Annotated in this window: 18 protein-coding genes; 9 read left to right on the top strand and 9 right to left on the bottom strand. The window is 70.6% G+C overall.

Annotation, left to right across the window (positions count from 1 at the left end):
* Window positions 1-80: 80 nt before the first annotated feature.
* On the top strand, window positions 81-635 hold the full coding sequence (locus ACIBK4_RS27770; RefSeq protein WP_398998681.1) for a TetR/AcrR family transcriptional regulator: 555 nt from the start codon (window positions 81-83) through the stop codon (window positions 633-635).
* On the opposite strand, the gene ACIBK4_RS27765 is transcribed toward ACIBK4_RS27770, so the two are convergent.
* Window positions 604-1494, bottom strand: a complete 891-nt coding sequence (locus ACIBK4_RS27765) for an SDR family NAD(P)-dependent oxidoreductase (RefSeq protein WP_398998679.1) — start codon at window positions 1492-1494, stop codon at window positions 604-606. The two genes, ACIBK4_RS27770 and ACIBK4_RS27765, sit on opposite strands and share 32 nt — an antisense overlap.
* A 114-nt stretch (window positions 1495-1608) precedes the next feature.
* Between ACIBK4_RS27765 and ACIBK4_RS27760 the strand changes: the two genes are divergently transcribed.
* Window positions 1609-2460 (top strand): helix-turn-helix transcriptional regulator, encoded by an 852-nt coding sequence (locus tag ACIBK4_RS27760; RefSeq protein ID WP_398998677.1) that lies wholly within the window; start codon window positions 1609-1611, stop codon window positions 2458-2460.
* The gene (locus ACIBK4_RS27755) at window positions 2457-2954 is read left to right on the top strand and encodes an NUDIX domain-containing protein (RefSeq protein WP_398998675.1); all 498 of its coding nucleotides are present in this window, start codon (window positions 2457-2459) and stop codon (window positions 2952-2954) included. The genes ACIBK4_RS27760 and ACIBK4_RS27755 overlap by 4 nt, the downstream gene beginning before the upstream one ends.
* Before the next feature lie 70 nt (window positions 2955-3024).
* On the opposite strand, the gene ACIBK4_RS27750 is transcribed toward ACIBK4_RS27755, so the two are convergent.
* A complete protein-coding gene (locus ACIBK4_RS27750) occupies window positions 3025-3225 on the bottom strand; it encodes a type II toxin-antitoxin system VapB family antitoxin (protein ID WP_019062937.1) in 201 nt (66 codons plus the stop codon).
* A 235-nt stretch (window positions 3226-3460) separates the two neighbouring features.
* On the opposite strand from ACIBK4_RS27750, the gene ACIBK4_RS27745 reads away from it, so the two are divergent.
* Entirely contained in the window at window positions 3461-4186 is a 726-nt protein-coding gene (locus ACIBK4_RS27745; RefSeq protein WP_398998673.1) for a Sir2 family NAD-dependent protein deacetylase, read from the top strand.
* Here the strand turns inward: ACIBK4_RS27745 and ACIBK4_RS27740 are convergent.
* A complete protein-coding gene (locus tag ACIBK4_RS27740) occupies window positions 4176-4946 on the bottom strand; it encodes a class I SAM-dependent methyltransferase (protein ID WP_398998671.1) in 771 nt (256 codons plus the stop codon). The genes ACIBK4_RS27745 and ACIBK4_RS27740 overlap by 11 nt on opposite strands.
* 168 nt (window positions 4947-5114) lie before the next feature.
* Between ACIBK4_RS27740 and ACIBK4_RS27735 the strand changes: the two genes are divergently transcribed.
* Both ACIBK4_RS27735 and ACIBK4_RS27730 read left to right on the top strand, forming a co-directional pair.
* Window positions 5115-6395, top strand: coding sequence for a sensor histidine kinase (locus ACIBK4_RS27735; RefSeq protein WP_398998669.1), 1281 nt, complete (start codon window positions 5115-5117; stop codon window positions 6393-6395).
* Window positions 6392-7024, top strand: coding sequence for a response regulator (locus tag ACIBK4_RS27730; protein WP_398998667.1), 633 nt, complete (start codon window positions 6392-6394; stop codon window positions 7022-7024). The genes ACIBK4_RS27735 and ACIBK4_RS27730 overlap by 4 nt, the downstream gene beginning before the upstream one ends.
* A 54-nt stretch (window positions 7025-7078) precedes the next feature.
* On the opposite strand, the gene ACIBK4_RS27725 is transcribed toward ACIBK4_RS27730, so the two are convergent.
* A complete protein-coding gene (locus ACIBK4_RS27725; protein ID WP_398998665.1) occupies window positions 7079-7564 on the bottom strand; it encodes a methylated-DNA--[protein]-cysteine S-methyltransferase in 486 nt (161 codons plus the stop codon).
* A 30-nt stretch (window positions 7565-7594) separates the two neighbouring features.
* A complete protein-coding gene (locus ACIBK4_RS27720) occupies window positions 7595-9073 on the bottom strand; it encodes a DNA-3-methyladenine glycosylase 2 family protein (RefSeq protein WP_398998663.1) in 1479 nt (492 codons plus the stop codon).
* Between the two features lie 164 nt (window positions 9074-9237).
* Here ACIBK4_RS27720 and ACIBK4_RS27715 point away from each other — a divergent pair, with 164 nt between their 5' ends.
* Window positions 9238-10539 carry an aminotransferase class I/II-fold pyridoxal phosphate-dependent enzyme gene (locus ACIBK4_RS27715; RefSeq protein WP_398998661.1) on the top strand — a complete coding sequence of 434 codons (1302 nt, stop codon included), beginning with the start codon at window positions 9238-9240 and terminating at the stop codon, window positions 10537-10539.
* Between the two features lie 112 nt (window positions 10540-10651).
* Entirely contained in the window at window positions 10652-11038 is a 387-nt protein-coding gene (locus ACIBK4_RS27710; protein ID WP_398998658.1) for a luciferase family protein, read from the top strand.
* A 24-nt stretch (window positions 11039-11062) separates the two neighbouring features.
* On the opposite strand, the gene ppk2 is transcribed toward ACIBK4_RS27710, so the two are convergent.
* From ppk2 to ACIBK4_RS27695, 3 genes are read right to left on the bottom strand one after another with little or no spacing between them, the layout of a single operon-like run.
* A complete protein-coding gene (ppk2, locus tag ACIBK4_RS27705; protein ID WP_398998656.1) occupies window positions 11063-11953 on the bottom strand; it encodes a polyphosphate kinase 2 in 891 nt (296 codons plus the stop codon).
* Window positions 11954-12013: 60 nt separating this feature from the next.
* Window positions 12014-12247: a hypothetical protein gene (locus ACIBK4_RS27700; RefSeq protein WP_328827633.1), complete on the bottom strand. Its 234-nt coding sequence runs from the start codon at window positions 12245-12247 to the stop codon at window positions 12014-12016.
* Between the two features lie 17 nt (window positions 12248-12264).
* Window positions 12265-13419, bottom strand: coding sequence for an anion permease (locus tag ACIBK4_RS27695; RefSeq protein ID WP_398998654.1), 1155 nt, complete (start codon window positions 13417-13419; stop codon window positions 12265-12267).
* 292 nt (window positions 13420-13711) lie between these two features.
* Between ACIBK4_RS27695 and ACIBK4_RS27690 the strand changes: the two genes are divergently transcribed.
* Window positions 13712-15571, top strand: a complete 1860-nt coding sequence (locus ACIBK4_RS27690) for a M1 family aminopeptidase (protein ID WP_398998652.1) — start codon at window positions 13712-13714, stop codon at window positions 15569-15571.
* 73 nt (window positions 15572-15644) lie between these two features.
* Here the strand turns inward: ACIBK4_RS27690 and ACIBK4_RS27685 are convergent, their stop codons facing one another.
* Entirely contained in the window at window positions 15645-15959 is a 315-nt protein-coding gene (locus ACIBK4_RS27685; protein WP_398998650.1) for a hypothetical protein, read from the bottom strand.
* Window positions 15960-16025: the final 66 nt, after the last annotated feature.

The following is a 16025-nucleotide window of genomic DNA, read 5'->3' as shown; positions in this document are numbered from 1 at the left end:
CGGAGGCCCCTCCGGTACACGCTCCAACGTACCGGAGGACCCTCCGCTTAGCAATCCGACACCGGACGGACGACCCACCCGTGAACCCCAAACCGACCCGCCGGGACGCCCTCGACAACCGCGAACGCATCCTGACCGTCGCCCGCGAGGCGATCGCCGCGTCGAGCACCGCGTCCCTCACCGCGATCGCCAAGGAGGCGGGCGTCGGCATCGGGACGCTCTACCGCCACTTCCCCACCCGGGAGGCGCTGATCCTGGAGCTGTACCGGCACGACATACAGCACCTGATCGACCGCGCGCCGACGCTGCTCGCGGACCATCCCCCGCTCGTGGCCCTACGCCTCTGGTTGGACGAGGTCGCCCACTACGGGAGGCTCAAATACGGTGTCGCCGAGGTCATCCACGCGGCGACGGACGGGGGCGCGGACGACGAGTACTTCGGGCCCTTCGTGGCCGCAATTGCCGTACTCCTGAAGGCGGGAGCGGCCGACGGGTCCCTCAAGTCGGGGATCGATCCGGAGGATGTGCTGCTTCAGTTGAGTGTGCTGTGGCGGCTCGATCCGGCGCGGGGTGGCGAGGCGCGGGCCGTGCGGATTCTCGGGCTCATCGTGGACGGGCTGCGGGCGACTCCGTAGGCACCGTGTCGTCGAACGCCTCCGCCGTCACGCCGAACGCGCGCAGCACCAGCCGGTCGCGCAGGCCGTCCGGCAGGAAGCGCAACAGGGCGAGAGCTCGGCCGTCCTTGCCCGTGGTGGTGAGGGTCGCGGGGCGGCGAGCCGTCAGCGCGCGGACGACGGCGTCTACGGCCGGGGCGACCGGGCCGAGGGGCTGCCGTGCGGCTGTTGTGCGTACGGCGTCCAGGGCGCGGGCGTAGTGGCGCTGGGTCGCCGGTGAGCCGGCCCAGCCCAGGTCGGTGCTCGCCTTGTCCGCCGTGGCGAAGATGGGGGTGTCCATGGCGCCGGGTTCGACGAGGGTGACCTTGACGCCCTGGTGGCGGAGTTCCGCGCGCAGGGAGTGGGTGAGCGCGGCGAGGGCGGCCTTGGAGGCGGCGATCGGGCCGAAGAACGGCGGCGGGACGCGGGCGGAGACGGCGCCGATGTTGACGATCCGGCCGCCGGACGCCCGTAGCGCGGGCAGGAAGGCGCGGATGACGGTCGCCTGGCCGATCACGTTGATCTCGAACTGGCGGCGCCATGCCTCGGCGGGCGTCAGTTCGACGGGACCCTGGCCCATGATCGCGGCGCTGTTCACCAGCCCGACCAGACGAGGGCCGACCTGCTCGGCCGCCGCGGCGACGGAGTCCTCGTCGGTCAGTTCGAGCCGGACGGGGGTGAAGCCGGCGTCCCGGAGCGCTTCCGCGTCCGCGGGTTTGCGGTGGGCGGCGTACACGGTCCAGCCGTCGGCGTGCAGGGCGCGGGCCACCGCGGAACCGACGCCGCCGGTGGCGCCGGTGACCAGGACGGTACGGGGAGTGGACGGGGACAGCTCAGCCACAAGGGCCGCCTTTCGAGGGGGAGTTCGGAGCACCCGGGACCTTCGGTGCCGGTGTCCCTCCCACCCTGCGCCGAGGCGCTCCCCACTTGAAGAGTGCAGAATTTACTGGTGCCCGTGACACCACCACCAGAAGCCAAGGATCACGGCCGCAAGGCCCTCGCCGCCTTCCTGCGGTCCCGCCGTGAGCGCGCCGACCCTGCGGAGACGGGGTTGCCCGCGGGTGGTCGGCGTCGTACCCCCGGGCTGCGGCGCGAGGAGGTCTCGCTGCTCTCCGGCGTGAGCCTCACCTGGTACACCTGGCTGGAACAGGGCCGGGACATCAACGTCTCCCCGCAGATCCTGCTGGCCCTCGCCCGGGCACTGCAGTTGGACGACGTGGAACGCGCGCACCTGTTCCGGCTGGCGGGACGGCCGGCCCCGGAACCGGCCGACCGATCGCTCCAAGTCCCGGACGCGGTACGGACGTTCATGGACACGCTGATGCCGAACCCCGCCTTCGTCATCGACCGCTGCTTCGACGTCCTGGCTTGGAACCGGGCCCAGGAAGCGCTCTTCGGTCCCGCCCTGCTCGACCGGCCGCGCCGTGAACTCAACAGCGCCTGGCTGCTGTTCAGGGAACCGGGCATCCGCGCCCTGATGCCCGAGTGGGAGGCGGAGACGGAGTGGATGGCGGGCCTGCTGCGCCAACAGGCGGCGTACGAACTGGACAACCCGCGGTTCACGGAGCTGATCGACGAACTGGTCGCCACCAGCCCGCACTTCGCGCGCCTGTGGGAGGCGCACGATGTGGTGGAGTTCCGTTCGTCCGTACGCCGTTACCACCACCCCGATGCGGGTGACATCGAGGTGTCGTTCGTACGGCTCGCGGTGCAGGAGGCGCCCTGGCTGAGCCTGGTCTGCCACTTCCCGCTGCCGGGCAGCGAGTCGGAGAGGCGGCTGCGCGGGCTGGTTACCCTTCCTGAATGACCACCACGCAAGACTTCGCCACGTACCTCGCGGGTCTCCCCCGCATCCTCGCCGGGGCCGCCGCCCTCTTCCGCGACACCGAGGGAAACGTCCTCCTCGTCGAGCCCAACTACCGTGAGGGCTGGGCCCTTCCGGGCGGCACGATCGAGTCCGACGACGGCGAGACCCCGCGCCAGGGCGCCCGCCGCGAGACCCTGGAGGAGATCGGCCTCGACGTCGAACTCGGCCGCCTCCTCGCCGTCGACTGGGTCTACCACGGCCCGGCCTACCCACCGCTGGTGGCCTACCTCTACGACGGCGGCACCCTCACCCCGAACGACCTCGCCTCCATCCAACTCCAGGAGGAGGAACTGCTGTCCTGGCGACTCGTCCCGCGCGAGGAAGTCACCGAGTATCTGCCGGGGTCGCTGGGGCTGCGGGTCCTGGTCTCGCTGGATGTGCTGGAAGAGGGCGCGGGGACTGCGGAGTTGGAGAACGGGGTGCGGGTCGGCTGACGCGGAGAGGGGGCAGCACCGGGCGCGGCCGGGCAAGTTGACCGACACCGGCCACCCTGCCGCGCGGGGTTCAGCCCTCGACGTCCCGGGGTTTCACGTCCACCTCGCGCAGCGCGTCGTCGCGGGCCTCGGCCCTGGCCTCCGTGCGGTGGCCGCGCTCGATGTAGTCACGGACGACGAGTTCGACGGCGTCCTGCGGGTTGCCGACACCCGCGAGCACCATGACTTCGACGACGAGCGCGGCGTCGAGGGAGACGGTCACCTTGGCCATGCGCGGACGGTAGCACCCGCCGCCGCGCCCGAACATCCGGACGAGACCGACACCGAGTCCGAGTCCGAGTCCGAGTCCGAGTCCGAGTCCAGGAGCAACTCCCCGCTGATGACGATCCCTTCCCCGGCGGACGACGACGCGTACGCCGGCATCGTCCTCGCGTGTGTGCTCGCCATCGGCGCCGCCGGTGTTATCCACTCGCCGCCCCCACCCCCACCGACCTACCCTCGGCCGCATGAGCAAGCCACTCGTCGCCCTTCTCAGCGGGGCGGGCATCTCCACCGACTCCGGCATCCCCGACTACCGCGGCCCGAACGGCCTTTGGCGCCTTGACCCCGAGGCCGAGAAGCTCGTCACCTACGAGTACTACATGGGTGACCCGGAGATCCGCCGCCGGTCCTGGCAGATGCGGCGCGAGACCCACAGACTCCGGGCCGAGCCCAACGCCGCGCACCGGGCCGTCGTAGAACTGGAGAAGTCCGGCGTACCCGTACGGGTCATCACGCAGAACATCGACGGGCTCCATCAGCTCGCCGGGCTGCCCGCGCGTAAGGTGCTCGAACTGCACGGCACCGCGCGGGAGTTCGTGTGCACGGGGTGCCAGGTGCGCGGGCCGATGCAGGATGCCATCGCCCGCGTCGAAGCCGGGGAGGACGATCCCGCATGCCCGGCGTGCGGCGGGATTCTGAAGTCCGCGACCGTGTACTTCGGTGAGCGGCTCGACCCCGTCGTGCTCGGCGAGGCCGTCGCCATCACCAAGGCCTGTCAGGTGTTCATCGCCGTCGGGACCAGTCTCCAGGTGCAGCCCGCCGCCGGGCTCGCCGGGCTCGCCGCCGATCACGGGGCGCGGTTGGTCATCGTCAACGCCGAGGAGACGCCGTACGACGAACTCGCCGACGAGGTCGTACGGGAGCCGATCGGGACGGCGCTGCCCGCGCTGCTCCGCGGACTCAGCGGGTGACCCGGAGCTTCGACTGGCCGTGCGGGAGTTGTTCCCAGTCGTCCATGAAGCGGGCGTTCAGGCCGTGTTGGGCCGCCAGTGCGGTCAACGTCTCGGTGCGGTAGTAGAAGTCCTCGCGCAGGACGTGGTGTTCCTCGCCCTCCGTGCGGTCGAAGGTGAAGTCGAACCAGCCGCCCGGCGCCAGCACGCGGCCGACGTTGGCCAGGCATTCGTCGATGACCGGGAGCGGGGAGTGCGAGAACACGCTGTGCGCGTGGACGACGTCGAAGTGCGCGTCGGGCAGGAAGCGCAGGGTCAGGTCGTGTACGGGGGTGAGGACCGGGAGGCGTTTCTGGAGGCCCATCTCCACGACCGTGTCCTGCGCGGCGGCCAGGATGTCGGGCGAGATGTCGATGCCGTAGTAGTGCCCGGGGTCGAGATGGCGGACGAAGCGCCAGCCGCCGCGCAGGTTGCCGCAGCCGATCTCCAGCATGCGGTGTTCGGGGCGCAGGCCGTGGCCCAGGAGGTAGTCGAACTGCAACGCGCCCAGTGCCAGCCAGCGTTCACGGCTCGCGCTGCCGACCGCCGCGTCCGGGTCGGCCCGGGTGTCGGAGCGCATCACGGCGCGGTAGTAGGAGACGTGGTCCGGGTGGCGGTGGCGCAGCCACGCGTCCCGGGTGGCCCGGACCAGGTGGCGGGGTACGCGGTCGGGGTGGCGCAGGGCGTACGCGATGCGGTGGCCGAGGGCGGCGCGGTTGACGGTGAGGTTCTTGGTGGGCACGGGGTCGTCGCCTTTCCGAGGTGGGGTGCGGGGCGTTGATGCCAGCCTCGGTGCGGGAGTTGAGTCTCCGGCTCGGTCAACGGGCGGTGATCCGGGGGCGGTTCGGGTGATCCGGATGTCAGCCGATCGGTTGATGCGCCGTCCCGTCCGTCGCGTTAGACACGGAGGATGGGACACACGAGATCGCCGGGGACGGGGCACACCGAGCACCAGGGGGCGGGTGAAGTCGGTCCGGAGGAGCGGCTGTTGCCCTTGGTCGTGCATGCCGCGTTCTTTCTGCTGCTCGGCTCCTCGTTCGTGCGCTTCCTGACCCGCGACCAGGGCGGGGCCCGCACCGGCTGGGTGCTCGCGCTGTACGCGGGCTTCTGTCTGCTGTACGTCCTCGGGCAGTTCCTGGCGCCGGCGCCCCGCCCGGGTTCCGTGCCCACCGCGCGTCATCTGGCCTGGCTGGGCGCGGTGTTCGCCGTCTGGACCGTGCTGCTCGCCCTCGCGCCGAGTGCCACCTGGTGCGCGATGCCCCTGCTGTTCGCCGGGCTGTACGCGCTGCCCGCGCGGTTCGCGGTGCCGCTGGCCGCCGTACTCACCGCGCTCGTCGTCGCCTCCGAGATACGGGTGGCCGACGGCGCGCTCAACCCCAACATGGTCGTCGCCCCGCCGGCCCTCGCGGCGGTCGCCACCGCCGTGCTGGTGCGGTCGCAGCGGCAGGCGGCCCGGCAGCGCGTCCTGATCGACGACCTGATGCGCACCCGTCGCGAGCTCGCGGCCACCGAGCGGCGGGCCGGTGTCCTGGCGGAGCGGCAGCGGCTGGCCAAGGAGATCCACGACACCGTCGCGCAGGGGCTGTCCAGCCAGCAGATGCTGTTGCAGGCCGCCGAGCGCACGTGGCGGACGGACCCGGAGGCGGCGCACGGGCATGTGCTCAAGGCCGCCGAGATCACGTCGCGCGGTCTCGCCGAGGCGCGCCGGTTCGTGCACGACCTGGCACCGGCCGATCTCGTCGAACAGTCCCTGCCCGTGGCGCTGGGCGCGCTCGCCGAGCGGGAGAGCGGTCCGGGTCTGACGGTGGAGTTCCGGCTCGACGGCGATCCGGGCCCGCTGCCCGAGCGAGTGGCGGCGGCGCTGTTGCGCATCGCCCAGGGCGCGTTGGCCAACGTGCGCGAGCATGCGGCCGCCACCCGGGCCGCGTTGACCCTGACCTGCCTGGACGACCAGGTCTCCCTCGACGTCGCCGACAACGGGCGCGGTTTCGACGTCACCTCTCCCCCGGCCCCCGCGCCCGGCGAGGCGCGCGGCCACGGGCTGCCCGCGATGCGGATCCGGGCCCGGCAGTCGGGCGGCACCCTGAGCGTGGAGTCGGCGCCCGGCGAGGGCACGGTCGTGTCGGTCGCCGTCCCTGTCGTCCCTGTCGACCCCGGCGTCCGTGATCCCCGTGAGGAGCTCGTCCCGTGACCACACCCGTACCCGTACGTCTGCTGCTGTGCGACGACCACGCCGTCGTACGGGCCGGACTGCGCGCGCTGCTGTCCAGCGCCGACGGCATCGAGGTGGTCGGTGAGGCGGGCAGCGGCGAAGAGGCGCTCGCCCTGGCCGCCCGAGTCCGGCCCGACGTCGTGCTGATGGACCTCCAGCTCGGCGACGGCATGGACGGCGTGACGGCCACCAGGAAACTGACCGCCGGCGAAGGCCCCCGCGTCCTCGTCCTCACCATGTTCGACACCGACGCCGACATCACCCGCGCCGTCGAGGCGGGCGCCACGGGCTACCTCCTCAAGGCCGACCGCCCCGAGGAACTGTTCACCGCGATCCACAGCGCCGCATCCGGTCGTACGGCACTCTCGGCCCCGGTCGCCGACCGGCTCATGGCACGGATGCGCAGCCCGCACCCCACCCTGTCCGAGCGCGAGCGCGACATCCTCGGCCAGCTCGCCCGCGGCCTCGGCAACCGGGAGATCGCCCGGGCCCTGTTCATCAGCGAGGCGACGGTCAAGACCCATCTCGGACGGATCTACGGCAAGTTGGGGGTGGAGACGCGGTCCGGTGCGGTGGCCGTCGCCAAGGAGCGACGCCTGCTGTCATGACACCCCAACACCATTGGTGCGGGAGGCAGTTGAGGTACTGGAACACTTGAGGCGCTAGAAGAGCGCCGCCCCGCTCTCGAAGTCCAGCAGTCGCTGCTTGCGGTCGAGGCCGCCGCCGTACCCCGTGAGGCTGCCGTTCGCGCCTACGACCCGATGGCAGGGGACGATGATCCCGATCGGGTTCTTGCCGTTGGCGAGGCCCACCGCGCGGGAGGCGCCCGGGTTGCCGAGGGCGTCGGCGAGGTCGCCGTAGGAGCGGGTCTCGCCGTAGGGGATGCGGCGGAGCTGGTCCCAGACCGTTTGCTGGAACGGGGTGCCGTGCAGGCGTAGTTGGATCGTGAACTCCTTCAACTCGCCCGCGAAATACGCCTGTAGTTGGGCTGTCGTCTCGGCGAAGGGGGTGTCGTCGGGGGTGCCGAAGTTCTCCTGCGGGGGACGGTGGCGTTGGTCGACCATGTAGAGGCCGCAGAGGGCGCCGTCCTCGTCGGCGACGAGGGTCAGCGGGCCGTACGGGCTGTCGATCACCGTGTGGTGCTTCATGTCGTCTGCAATCTCTCTTCTGCAATTCCCTTATACGGGAAGGAAGTTGATCGGGTGACTGTCCGTCGCCCACAGGTACTGGACCGCGTACGCCCGCCAGGGTCGCCAGGCCGCCGCACGTGCGGTGAGAGCGGCCGGGGTGGACGGGAGGCCCAACTCCTGGGCCGCGCGGCGGATTCCGAGGTCGGTGGGGAGGAAGGCGTCGGGGTCGCCGAGGGCGCGCATGGCGATGACGTCGGCCGTCCAGGGGCCGAAGCCGGGGAGCGAGAGGAGTTGGGCGCGGGTCTCCGTCCAGTCGCTCTCCACTCCCAAGTGGAGGGTGCCGTCGGCCAGTTGGGCGATCAGTGTGGTGAACGTGGTGCGGCGGGTCTGCGGCATCGCGAGTGATTCCGGGTTCACCGCCGCCAGTGACTCCACGGACGGGAAGAGGTGGGTCAGGCCGCCCTCGGGGTCGTCGACCGGGTCGCCGTGCGCGGTGACCAGGCGGGCCGCGTGGGTGCGGGCCGCCGCCGTGGAGACCTGCTGGCCGAGGACGGCCCGGACGGCGAACTCCGCCTCGTCGACCGTGCGCGGGACGCGGCGGCCCGGCGCCTTGTCGACCAGCGGTGCCAGCATCGGGTCGGTCCTCAACTGGTCGTCCACCGCGACCGGATCGGCGTCCAGGTCGAGCATGCGCCGGCAGCGGCTGATCGCCACCGGCAGGTCGCGCAGGTCGCTGAGGGTGAGGCGGCAGGCGATGTGGTCGGACCGGGGAGTCAGGGACGCGATGCCGTGGCCGTAGGGGAGGCGGAGGGTGCGGCGGTACGCGCCGGCTCGCCACTCCTCCACGCCCGGTACGGCCGTCGCCGCCAGGTGGCCGAAGAGGTTGTCGGGGTTGAGGGGGGTGCGGAACGGCAGGCGGAGGGTGAGCGTGCCGGGGGTCAACACGGTTGTCTTCGGGCGCCTGTTGCGCAGCTCGCTCGGGGAGAGGGCGAAGACGTCGCGCACGGTGTCGTTGAAGGTGCGGATCGAGGAGAAGCCGGCGGCGAAGGCGATCTCCGCCATCGGGAGGGCCGTCGTCTCGATCAACAGCCGTGCCGTCTGGGCGCGTTGGGCGCGGGCAAGGGCGAGGGGGCCTGCTCCGAGTTCGGCGAGGAGCTGGCGTTCGATCTGCCGGGTGCTGTAGCCGAGGCGGGCGGCGAGGCCGGGGACGCCCTCGCGGTCCACGGTTCCGTCGGCGATCAGGCGCATCGCGCGGGCCACCAGGTCGGCCCGCTGGTTCCACTCCGGGGAACCGGGGCTGGTGTCCGGACGGCAGCGCTTGCAGGCCCGGAAGCCCGCCTGCTGGCAGGCCGCCGCGCTCGGGTAGAACGTCATGTTCTCCGGCTTGGGCGGAACGACCGGGCAGCTGGGCCGGCAGTAGATGCGGGTGGTCAGGACGGCCGTGAAGAACCAGCCGTCGAAGCGCGCGTCCTTGGACTGGACCGCGCGCACGCAGCGCTCCGTGTCGGTGTGCATCCCGTTCTGCATGTGTCCAGCATCCGATACGTGGCGGACGGGGGCTGGCGGGAATCCGACATCAACCTTGTGTGGCCTGGTCAGGCACGGATCACCGTACGTCCGGCGCGAGCGTCGGAGGTACGGGAGAGTTATGCGTTTGTGGTGTGACCTCCGGCTTTGTAGCGTCGGCTCCCGTGACGCCTCCTCCCCCGTCTGCGCACCCCGCAGATTCCCTCCCGGCCCTGCTCGACGCGGCCCGGAGCGACTACGAAGCCCTTCTCGCGAAGGGACTCAAGCTCGACCTGACCCGCGGCAAGCCCTCCGCCCGACAGCTCGACCTGTCCGCCGAACTGCTCTCGCTGCCCGGCGACCGCCACACCTCCGCCGACGGCACGGACTGCCGCAACTACGGTGGCCCGGACGGGCTGTTGGAGCTCCGGGAGATCTTCTCCGGATTCCTCCAGGTCCCCGCCGATCAGCTGCTCGCCGTAGGAAACTCCAGCCTGGAGCTGATGCACGACTGCCTCGTGCACGCGCTGCTCGGCACGCTCCCCGGGGCCGCGCGGCGCTGGGCGGCCGAGGAGCGGGTCGCGTTCCTGTGCCCGGTGCCCGGCTACGACCGGCACTTCGCGCTGTGCGAGCGGTTCGGCATCGAGATGATCCCCGTGCCGATGACCGCCGAGGGTCCCGACATGGACGTGGTCGAGCGGCTGGTCGCCGAGGACCCCGCCGTCAAGGGCATCTGGTGCGTGCCCAAGTACAGCAATCCGGACGGGACCTGCTACAGCGACGACGTCGTACGGCGACTCGCCGCCATGCCTGCTGCCGCGCCCGACTTCCGGATCTTCTGGGACAACGCCTACGCCGTGCACCACCTCACCGACGAGGAGGTGGAGATCGCGGACCTGCTCGCCGCCTGTGCCGCGAGCGGGCATGCCGACCGGGTCTTCGTCTTCGGGTCCACCTCGAAGATCACGCTGGCCGGTGCGGGCGTCGCCTTCTTCGGCTCGTCCCCGGCCAACGTGGCCTGGCTGCGCGGCTGCAGCGCCAAGCGCTCCATCGGCCCGGACAAGGTCAACCAGCTTCGGCACGCGATGTTCCTGCGCGATGCCGACGGGGTGCGCGACCACATGCGCAAGCACCGTGAGCTGCTGCGGCCGAAGTTCGACACCGTGCTGCGCATCCTCGCGGAGCGGCTCGGCGACACCGGGCTCGCCACGTGGTCGACGCCCAGGGGCGGTTACTTCATCACCCTCGACGTGCCCGACGGCTGCGCCCGCGAGGTGGTGCGCCGCGCGGCGGACGCCGGTCTCGCGCTGACGCCGGCGGGCGCGACCCATCCGTACGGCGACGACCCGAGGGATCGTACGATCCGCATCGCGCCCTCGTTCCCGGACTCCTCGGAGATCGCGGAGATCATCGAAGGGGTGGCCACCTGCGTGCGGCTGGTGGGGTACGAAAAGGGGACCGGAAAGCTTGCGTCCGAGGGGAGTTGACCCGGTTCGCGCACCGCACACCCGATGCTCCTCAGGTGTGCGGTACCTCACGCCCCGGTTACAAATCGCTCAACCTCTGGTTGCGAAGCGGTGCGCGGTCCACGATGGGCACATGACCCTGGCCGAGCGAGCCATGCAGCGCCTGGAAGGCTGGCGCGACCTCAGCGCGGTCCCGGCCAGTTGTGGCACGGGGCGGGCGTTGCGGTCCGCCCACAGCGAGATCGTGCATTTCCACTCGGACCACGATGTGGACCTGCATCTCACGGTCGGGGCCATCCTGCGGTTCCACCACGATCTCAGTGAGTCGACCGCGATCCGGATCATCCCCGGGTCCCGCTGGGTGACCGTCCACCTGGACTGCGAGACGGACGTCGACCTGCTGCTGAGCCTGGTCAGCGTCGCCCTCAAGGCACACGCGGGCGGGCCCCCCGCCGGGAGCCCGCCCGTGACCGGCTGCAACTTCCACCGGGTGACGCTGGTGCCGCGCGACGGCGACTAGGACCGGCCCGAAGGGGCCGAATCCCTAGAACACCGCCGCCGTGTCGTCCTCCCCCGCCTCCAGCAGCGTGGCCGCCGCGCCGACGATGCGCGGATCGGGGCTGCCGACGACCTCCTCGTCCTTGTCGGCGTAGTCGAAGCGGGCCAGCACGCTGCGCATGGCCTCGACCCGGGCCCGCTTCTTGTCGTTGCTCTTCACCACGGTCCAGGGCGCGTGCTCCGTGTCGGTCTCCCGGAACATGGCGACCTTCGCGGCGGTGTAGTCGTCCCAGCGGTCCAGGGACTCCAGGTCCATCGCGCTGAGCTTCCACTGCCGTACGGGATCCACTTGGCGGATCGTGAAACGGGTGCGCTGTTCACCCTGTGAGACGGAGAACCAGAACTTGATCAGGTCGATGCCGTCGTCCGCCAGCATCCGCTCGAACAGCGGGGCCTGGCGCATGAAACGGCGGTACTCGTCGTCCGTGCAGAACCCCATCACGCGCTCCACGCCCGCCCGGTTGTACCAGGACCGGTCGAACAGCACGATCTCGCCGGCGGTCGGCAGATGCTGGACGTAGCGCTGGAAGTACCACTGACCGCTCTCGCGCTCACTCGGCTTCTCCAGGGCGACCACACGGGCGCCGCGCGGGTTCAGGTGCTCGGTGAACCTCTTGATCGTGCCGCCCTTGCCGGCCGCGTCGCGTCCCTCGCAGACGATGACGAGCCGGCGTCCGGTCTCCTTGACCCAGCGTTGCAGCTTCAGCAGTTCTATCTGCTGGAGCCGCTTGTGCCAGTCGTACTCCTTGCGCTCCATGCGCTGTTCGTACGGGTAGTTCTCCCGCCAGGTGTCCACCGTGCTGCCGTCGGGCCGTACCAGCACCGGGTCGTCGGCGTCGGTGTAGTCGACCCGCAGCCCGGTCAGCAGTTCGGTCATACCGGCCTCCTCTCAAGGGGGTTCAGTGGCTCAGAGGTGATCGGTGGTGATCCGCCGTACTCAGTGGAACTGCGGCACGATCAAATAAATGCCATATGCCACGACAGCCGCACACGCGAGAAAGCACAACCCCGCCTGCGTCAGCCCGAGGGCGTGCGTGCCGCCGTCCACCTCGCGGGCGGCCTCGACCCGGGCGAGGCCCAGGATGCCCAGCGCGAAGATGACGACCACGCCGACGGTCACGCCGACACTCACCGCGAAGACCTCGCCGAGGGCGTTCCAGTCCAGACTCATAGCTCAACTCCCTTGGCTCAGGCGGCCGTACGGACGTCCGAGGACGCCTCGCTGCGGATGGTGACCTCGTGGGTCGCGTTCACGTTGTCCGCGTGCACGGGGTTGCGACGCGAGGCGATCACGATGAACCCGGCCACGGCGGCGGCGATCAGGGCGATCAGCGCCGTACCGAGGTTGCCGCCGTGCTTGACGACGGTCGCGGACAGACCGCCGACCGCGGCGGCGGCCGGGAGGGTGACCAGCCAGGCGATGACCATGCGGCCGGCCGTGCCCCAGCGCACCTCGGCCAGGCGTCGGCCGAGACCCGCGCCCAGGATGCCGCCGGAGCAGACCTGGGTGGTGGACAGCGCGAAGCCCAGGTGGGCGGAGGTCAGGATGACGGTCGTGGAGGCGGCCTCGGCCGCGAAGCCCTGCGGGGACTGGATGTCGGTGAGGCCCTTGCCCATCGTGCGGATGATGCGCCAGCCGCCGATGTAGGTGCCCAGGCCGATGGCGAGGCCCGCCGCGGTGATGACCCACACCGGCGGACCGGCGTCGTGGCCGAGCGCGCCGACCGAGATCAGGGTCAGGGTGATGACGCCCATCGTCTTCTGGGCGTCGTTCGTGCCGTGCGCGAGGGAGACCAGCGAGGCCGAGGCGATCTGGCCGATCCGGAAGCCCTTGGTGACCGAGTCCTTGCGGGCCCGGGCGGTGATCTTGTAGGCGAGGTAGGTGGCGAGGAGAGCGGCGATTCCGGCCACGAGCGGGGAGGCCACCGCGGGGATCAGGATCTTCTCCACGACCTTGTCGAAGTGGACCCCGTTGGAGCCCGCGCCGACCCAGACGGCGCCGATCAGGCCACCGAACAGGGCGTGCGAGGAACTGGACGGCAGTCCCAGCAGCCAGGTCAGGAGATTCCAGAGGATCGCCCCGACGAGCCCCGCGAAGATCATCCCTGGGGTGACCAGGGTGTCGTCGACGATGCCGCCGGAGATCGTCTTGGCGACTTCCGTGGACAGGAAGGCGCCGACGAGGTTGAGGGCCCCACTGATCAGGACCGCCGTTTTGGGCTTCAGCGCCCCGGTGGCAATGGATGTCGCCATCGCGTTGGCGGTGTCGTGGAATCCGTTGGTGAAGTCGAAGGCCAAGGCCGTGACGATGACGACCGCCACGAGGAACGTGATGTGGTCCATCGTTCGATGGAAGCAATCGAAGGCGTACATTCGGCCAACCGGAGGCCAAATCGAGGCATGGCCCGTGCAACGCGGGTGTGCACACACCTCTCTCCGCCTCTGGCTCACCCCATCCTCCACTTCGCGCACACACTTCCCTCTCCTTATGGCATGGACCGGTCAAATCTGCGAAGCTTCCCCCGCGATCACGCAAGCGCTACGCGCGTTCCCACGGCCGCCCACCGGAACACCCAGTCCGGACCGGCGGCCACCGAGCAGGCCGGAATCCCGGCCGCCGTATAAGGAGTTCCGTGTGAGATCGACCCCCCACAAGGCCCTCGCCGCCGGCGTCTTCGCCGTCGCCGCGACGGCCGCCCTCGCGCTCCCCGTCACCCCGGCCGCGGCAGCACCCGCCGCGGCGCCCGTGGCCGCCGCCTGCACCCCGGCGCAGGTGGTCGCGGGCGGTGACTTCGAGAGCGGTACGTCGTCCTGGACCCAGTCCTCGACGACCGTCATCACCAACCGCACCGGCCAGACCGCCCACGGCGGCTCCAGCTTCGCCTGGCTGGACGGCACCGGCGGCACACACACCGACTCGCTCTCCCAGAGCGTGACGATCCCGTCCGGGTGCAGCAGCGCCACGCTGACCTTCTGGCTGCACATCGACACAGCCGAGACGACCTCGTCCACCGCGTACGACAAGCTCACGGCGAAGATCGGCAGCACGACCCTGGCGACGTACTCGAACCTGAACAAGGCCACCGGGTACGTCCAGAAGTCGTTCGACGTGTCGTCGTTCGCGGGCCAGACCGTGAGCCTCGCCTTCAGCGGCACCGAGGACTCCAGCCTCCAGACGAGCTTCGTCCTGGACGACATCGCCCTGAACACCTCGGGCGACACGGCCCCGCCGGCCGACTCGACGCGCACGCCGGCCGCCCCGGCGTACACCGTCAGCCTGAGCAGCAACACCGCCGGCACGGTCTGGACCGGCCACGAGAGCACGACCTTCACCAACGCCTCGGCCACCCCGCTCACCGAGGTGTACCTGCGGCTGTGGGACAACTACCACGGCACCTGCACCGCCCCGCCGATCACGGTCACCAACGTCACCGGCGGCACCGCGGGCGCGCTCTCGGTCGCGTGCACGGCCCTCCAGATAGCACTCCCCACCCCCCTCGCGCAGGGCCAATCGACCACGATCGGCTTCGACTTGGGGATCACCGTCCCGAGCGGCGCGGACCGGTTCGGCTACGACGGCGCGTTCAGCATGATCGGCAACGCGCTGCCGGTCCTCGCGATCAAGGACGGCTCGGGCTGGCACCTGGACCCGTACACGAACAACGGCGAGTCCTTCTACTCCCTGGCCGCCGACTTCAAGGTGACCCTGGACCACCCGACCACCCTGCTGGTCCCGGCCACGGGCACCTCGGTCGACACCCCCGGCACCAGCGGCCGCACGGTGACCACGGCCACCGCCTCCAAGGTCCGCGACTTCGCGTGGGCGGCGGGCCCGTTCACCAAGATCTCCGGTACGTCGACGGCGGGCACCCCGATCAACATCTACTCGGTCTCGGGCATCAGCTCGTCCAACGCCCAGTCGATGCTCACGACGGCCAAGTCCGCAGTCGACGCCCACGCGGGCCGCTTCGGCGCCTACCCGTACGGCGAGTTGGACGCCGTCATCGACAACAACTTCTGGTTCGGCGGCATGGAGTACCCCGGCTTCGTCCTCGACCTCGTCAGCACCACGGCCCTCACCCATGAGATCGGCCACCAGTGGTTCTACGGCATCGTCGGCGACGACGAGTACAACAGCCCGTGGCTGGACGAGGCGTTCACCGACTACGCCACCGACCTCGCCCAGGGCCTGACCGGCACCAACTGCTGGAACAGCGTCTCCTGGGCCTCCTCGGCGGAGAACATCACCAACTCGATGGCCTACTGGGACGCCCACTCGTCCCGCTACTCCACCGTCGTCTACGGCTACGGCAAGTGCGCCCTGCACGACCTGCGCCGCACCCTGGGCGACACGGTGATGGCCAAACTCCTGAAGGACTACGCCACTTCACACTGGTACGGCGTCTCGACCACCGCCGAGTTCAAGGCGGCGGCCCAGGCCGCGACGACCACGGACCTGACGTCGTTCTGGACTACGCACCGGATCGTCGGCTGACCTGACACCTGGTATCCGGCACCGTTTCGCCGCGGCCGGCCCCTCGGGCGCCGGCCGCGGCGAAACCACTCGGTCAGGAGGGCAACAGCACCTTCACGGCTTCGTAGACGGCTGTTGCCGATCCGGCCAGTGAAGCCACCGTCCGGCCGAGGAGGGAGACCGTGTCGGCGGCGCCCCGGATGCCGTCGCGCTGTTCCTCCGGGTTGCCGAGCCCCCTCTCGATCGTCGTGGCGGCACGCTCGCCCGCGTCCCGGTCCCGCTCGGACTCGATGCCCTCAAGCGCCTCGCGGAACTGCTGGAGAGCCTTGCGAACGTCATTGACCGCCGGGCTGCTCACTGGCTGAGAGACCTTCTGGCTGATGTTCCTGGCGTCCCTGCCGGCGCTCACGGACACGATGTTGCTGCCGTCCCCCGCCTGAACGCGCGACGACGGCTCCGACGCACGCCGCGCCCT

It is taken from the genome of Streptomyces sp. NPDC050528 (genome assembly GCF_044457795.1).
Taxonomy (GTDB): domain Bacteria; phylum Actinomycetota; class Actinomycetes; order Streptomycetales; family Streptomycetaceae; genus Streptomyces.
Note: the sequence above shows the minus strand (reverse complement) of the source record. Positions and strands in the feature narration are given on the sequence as shown.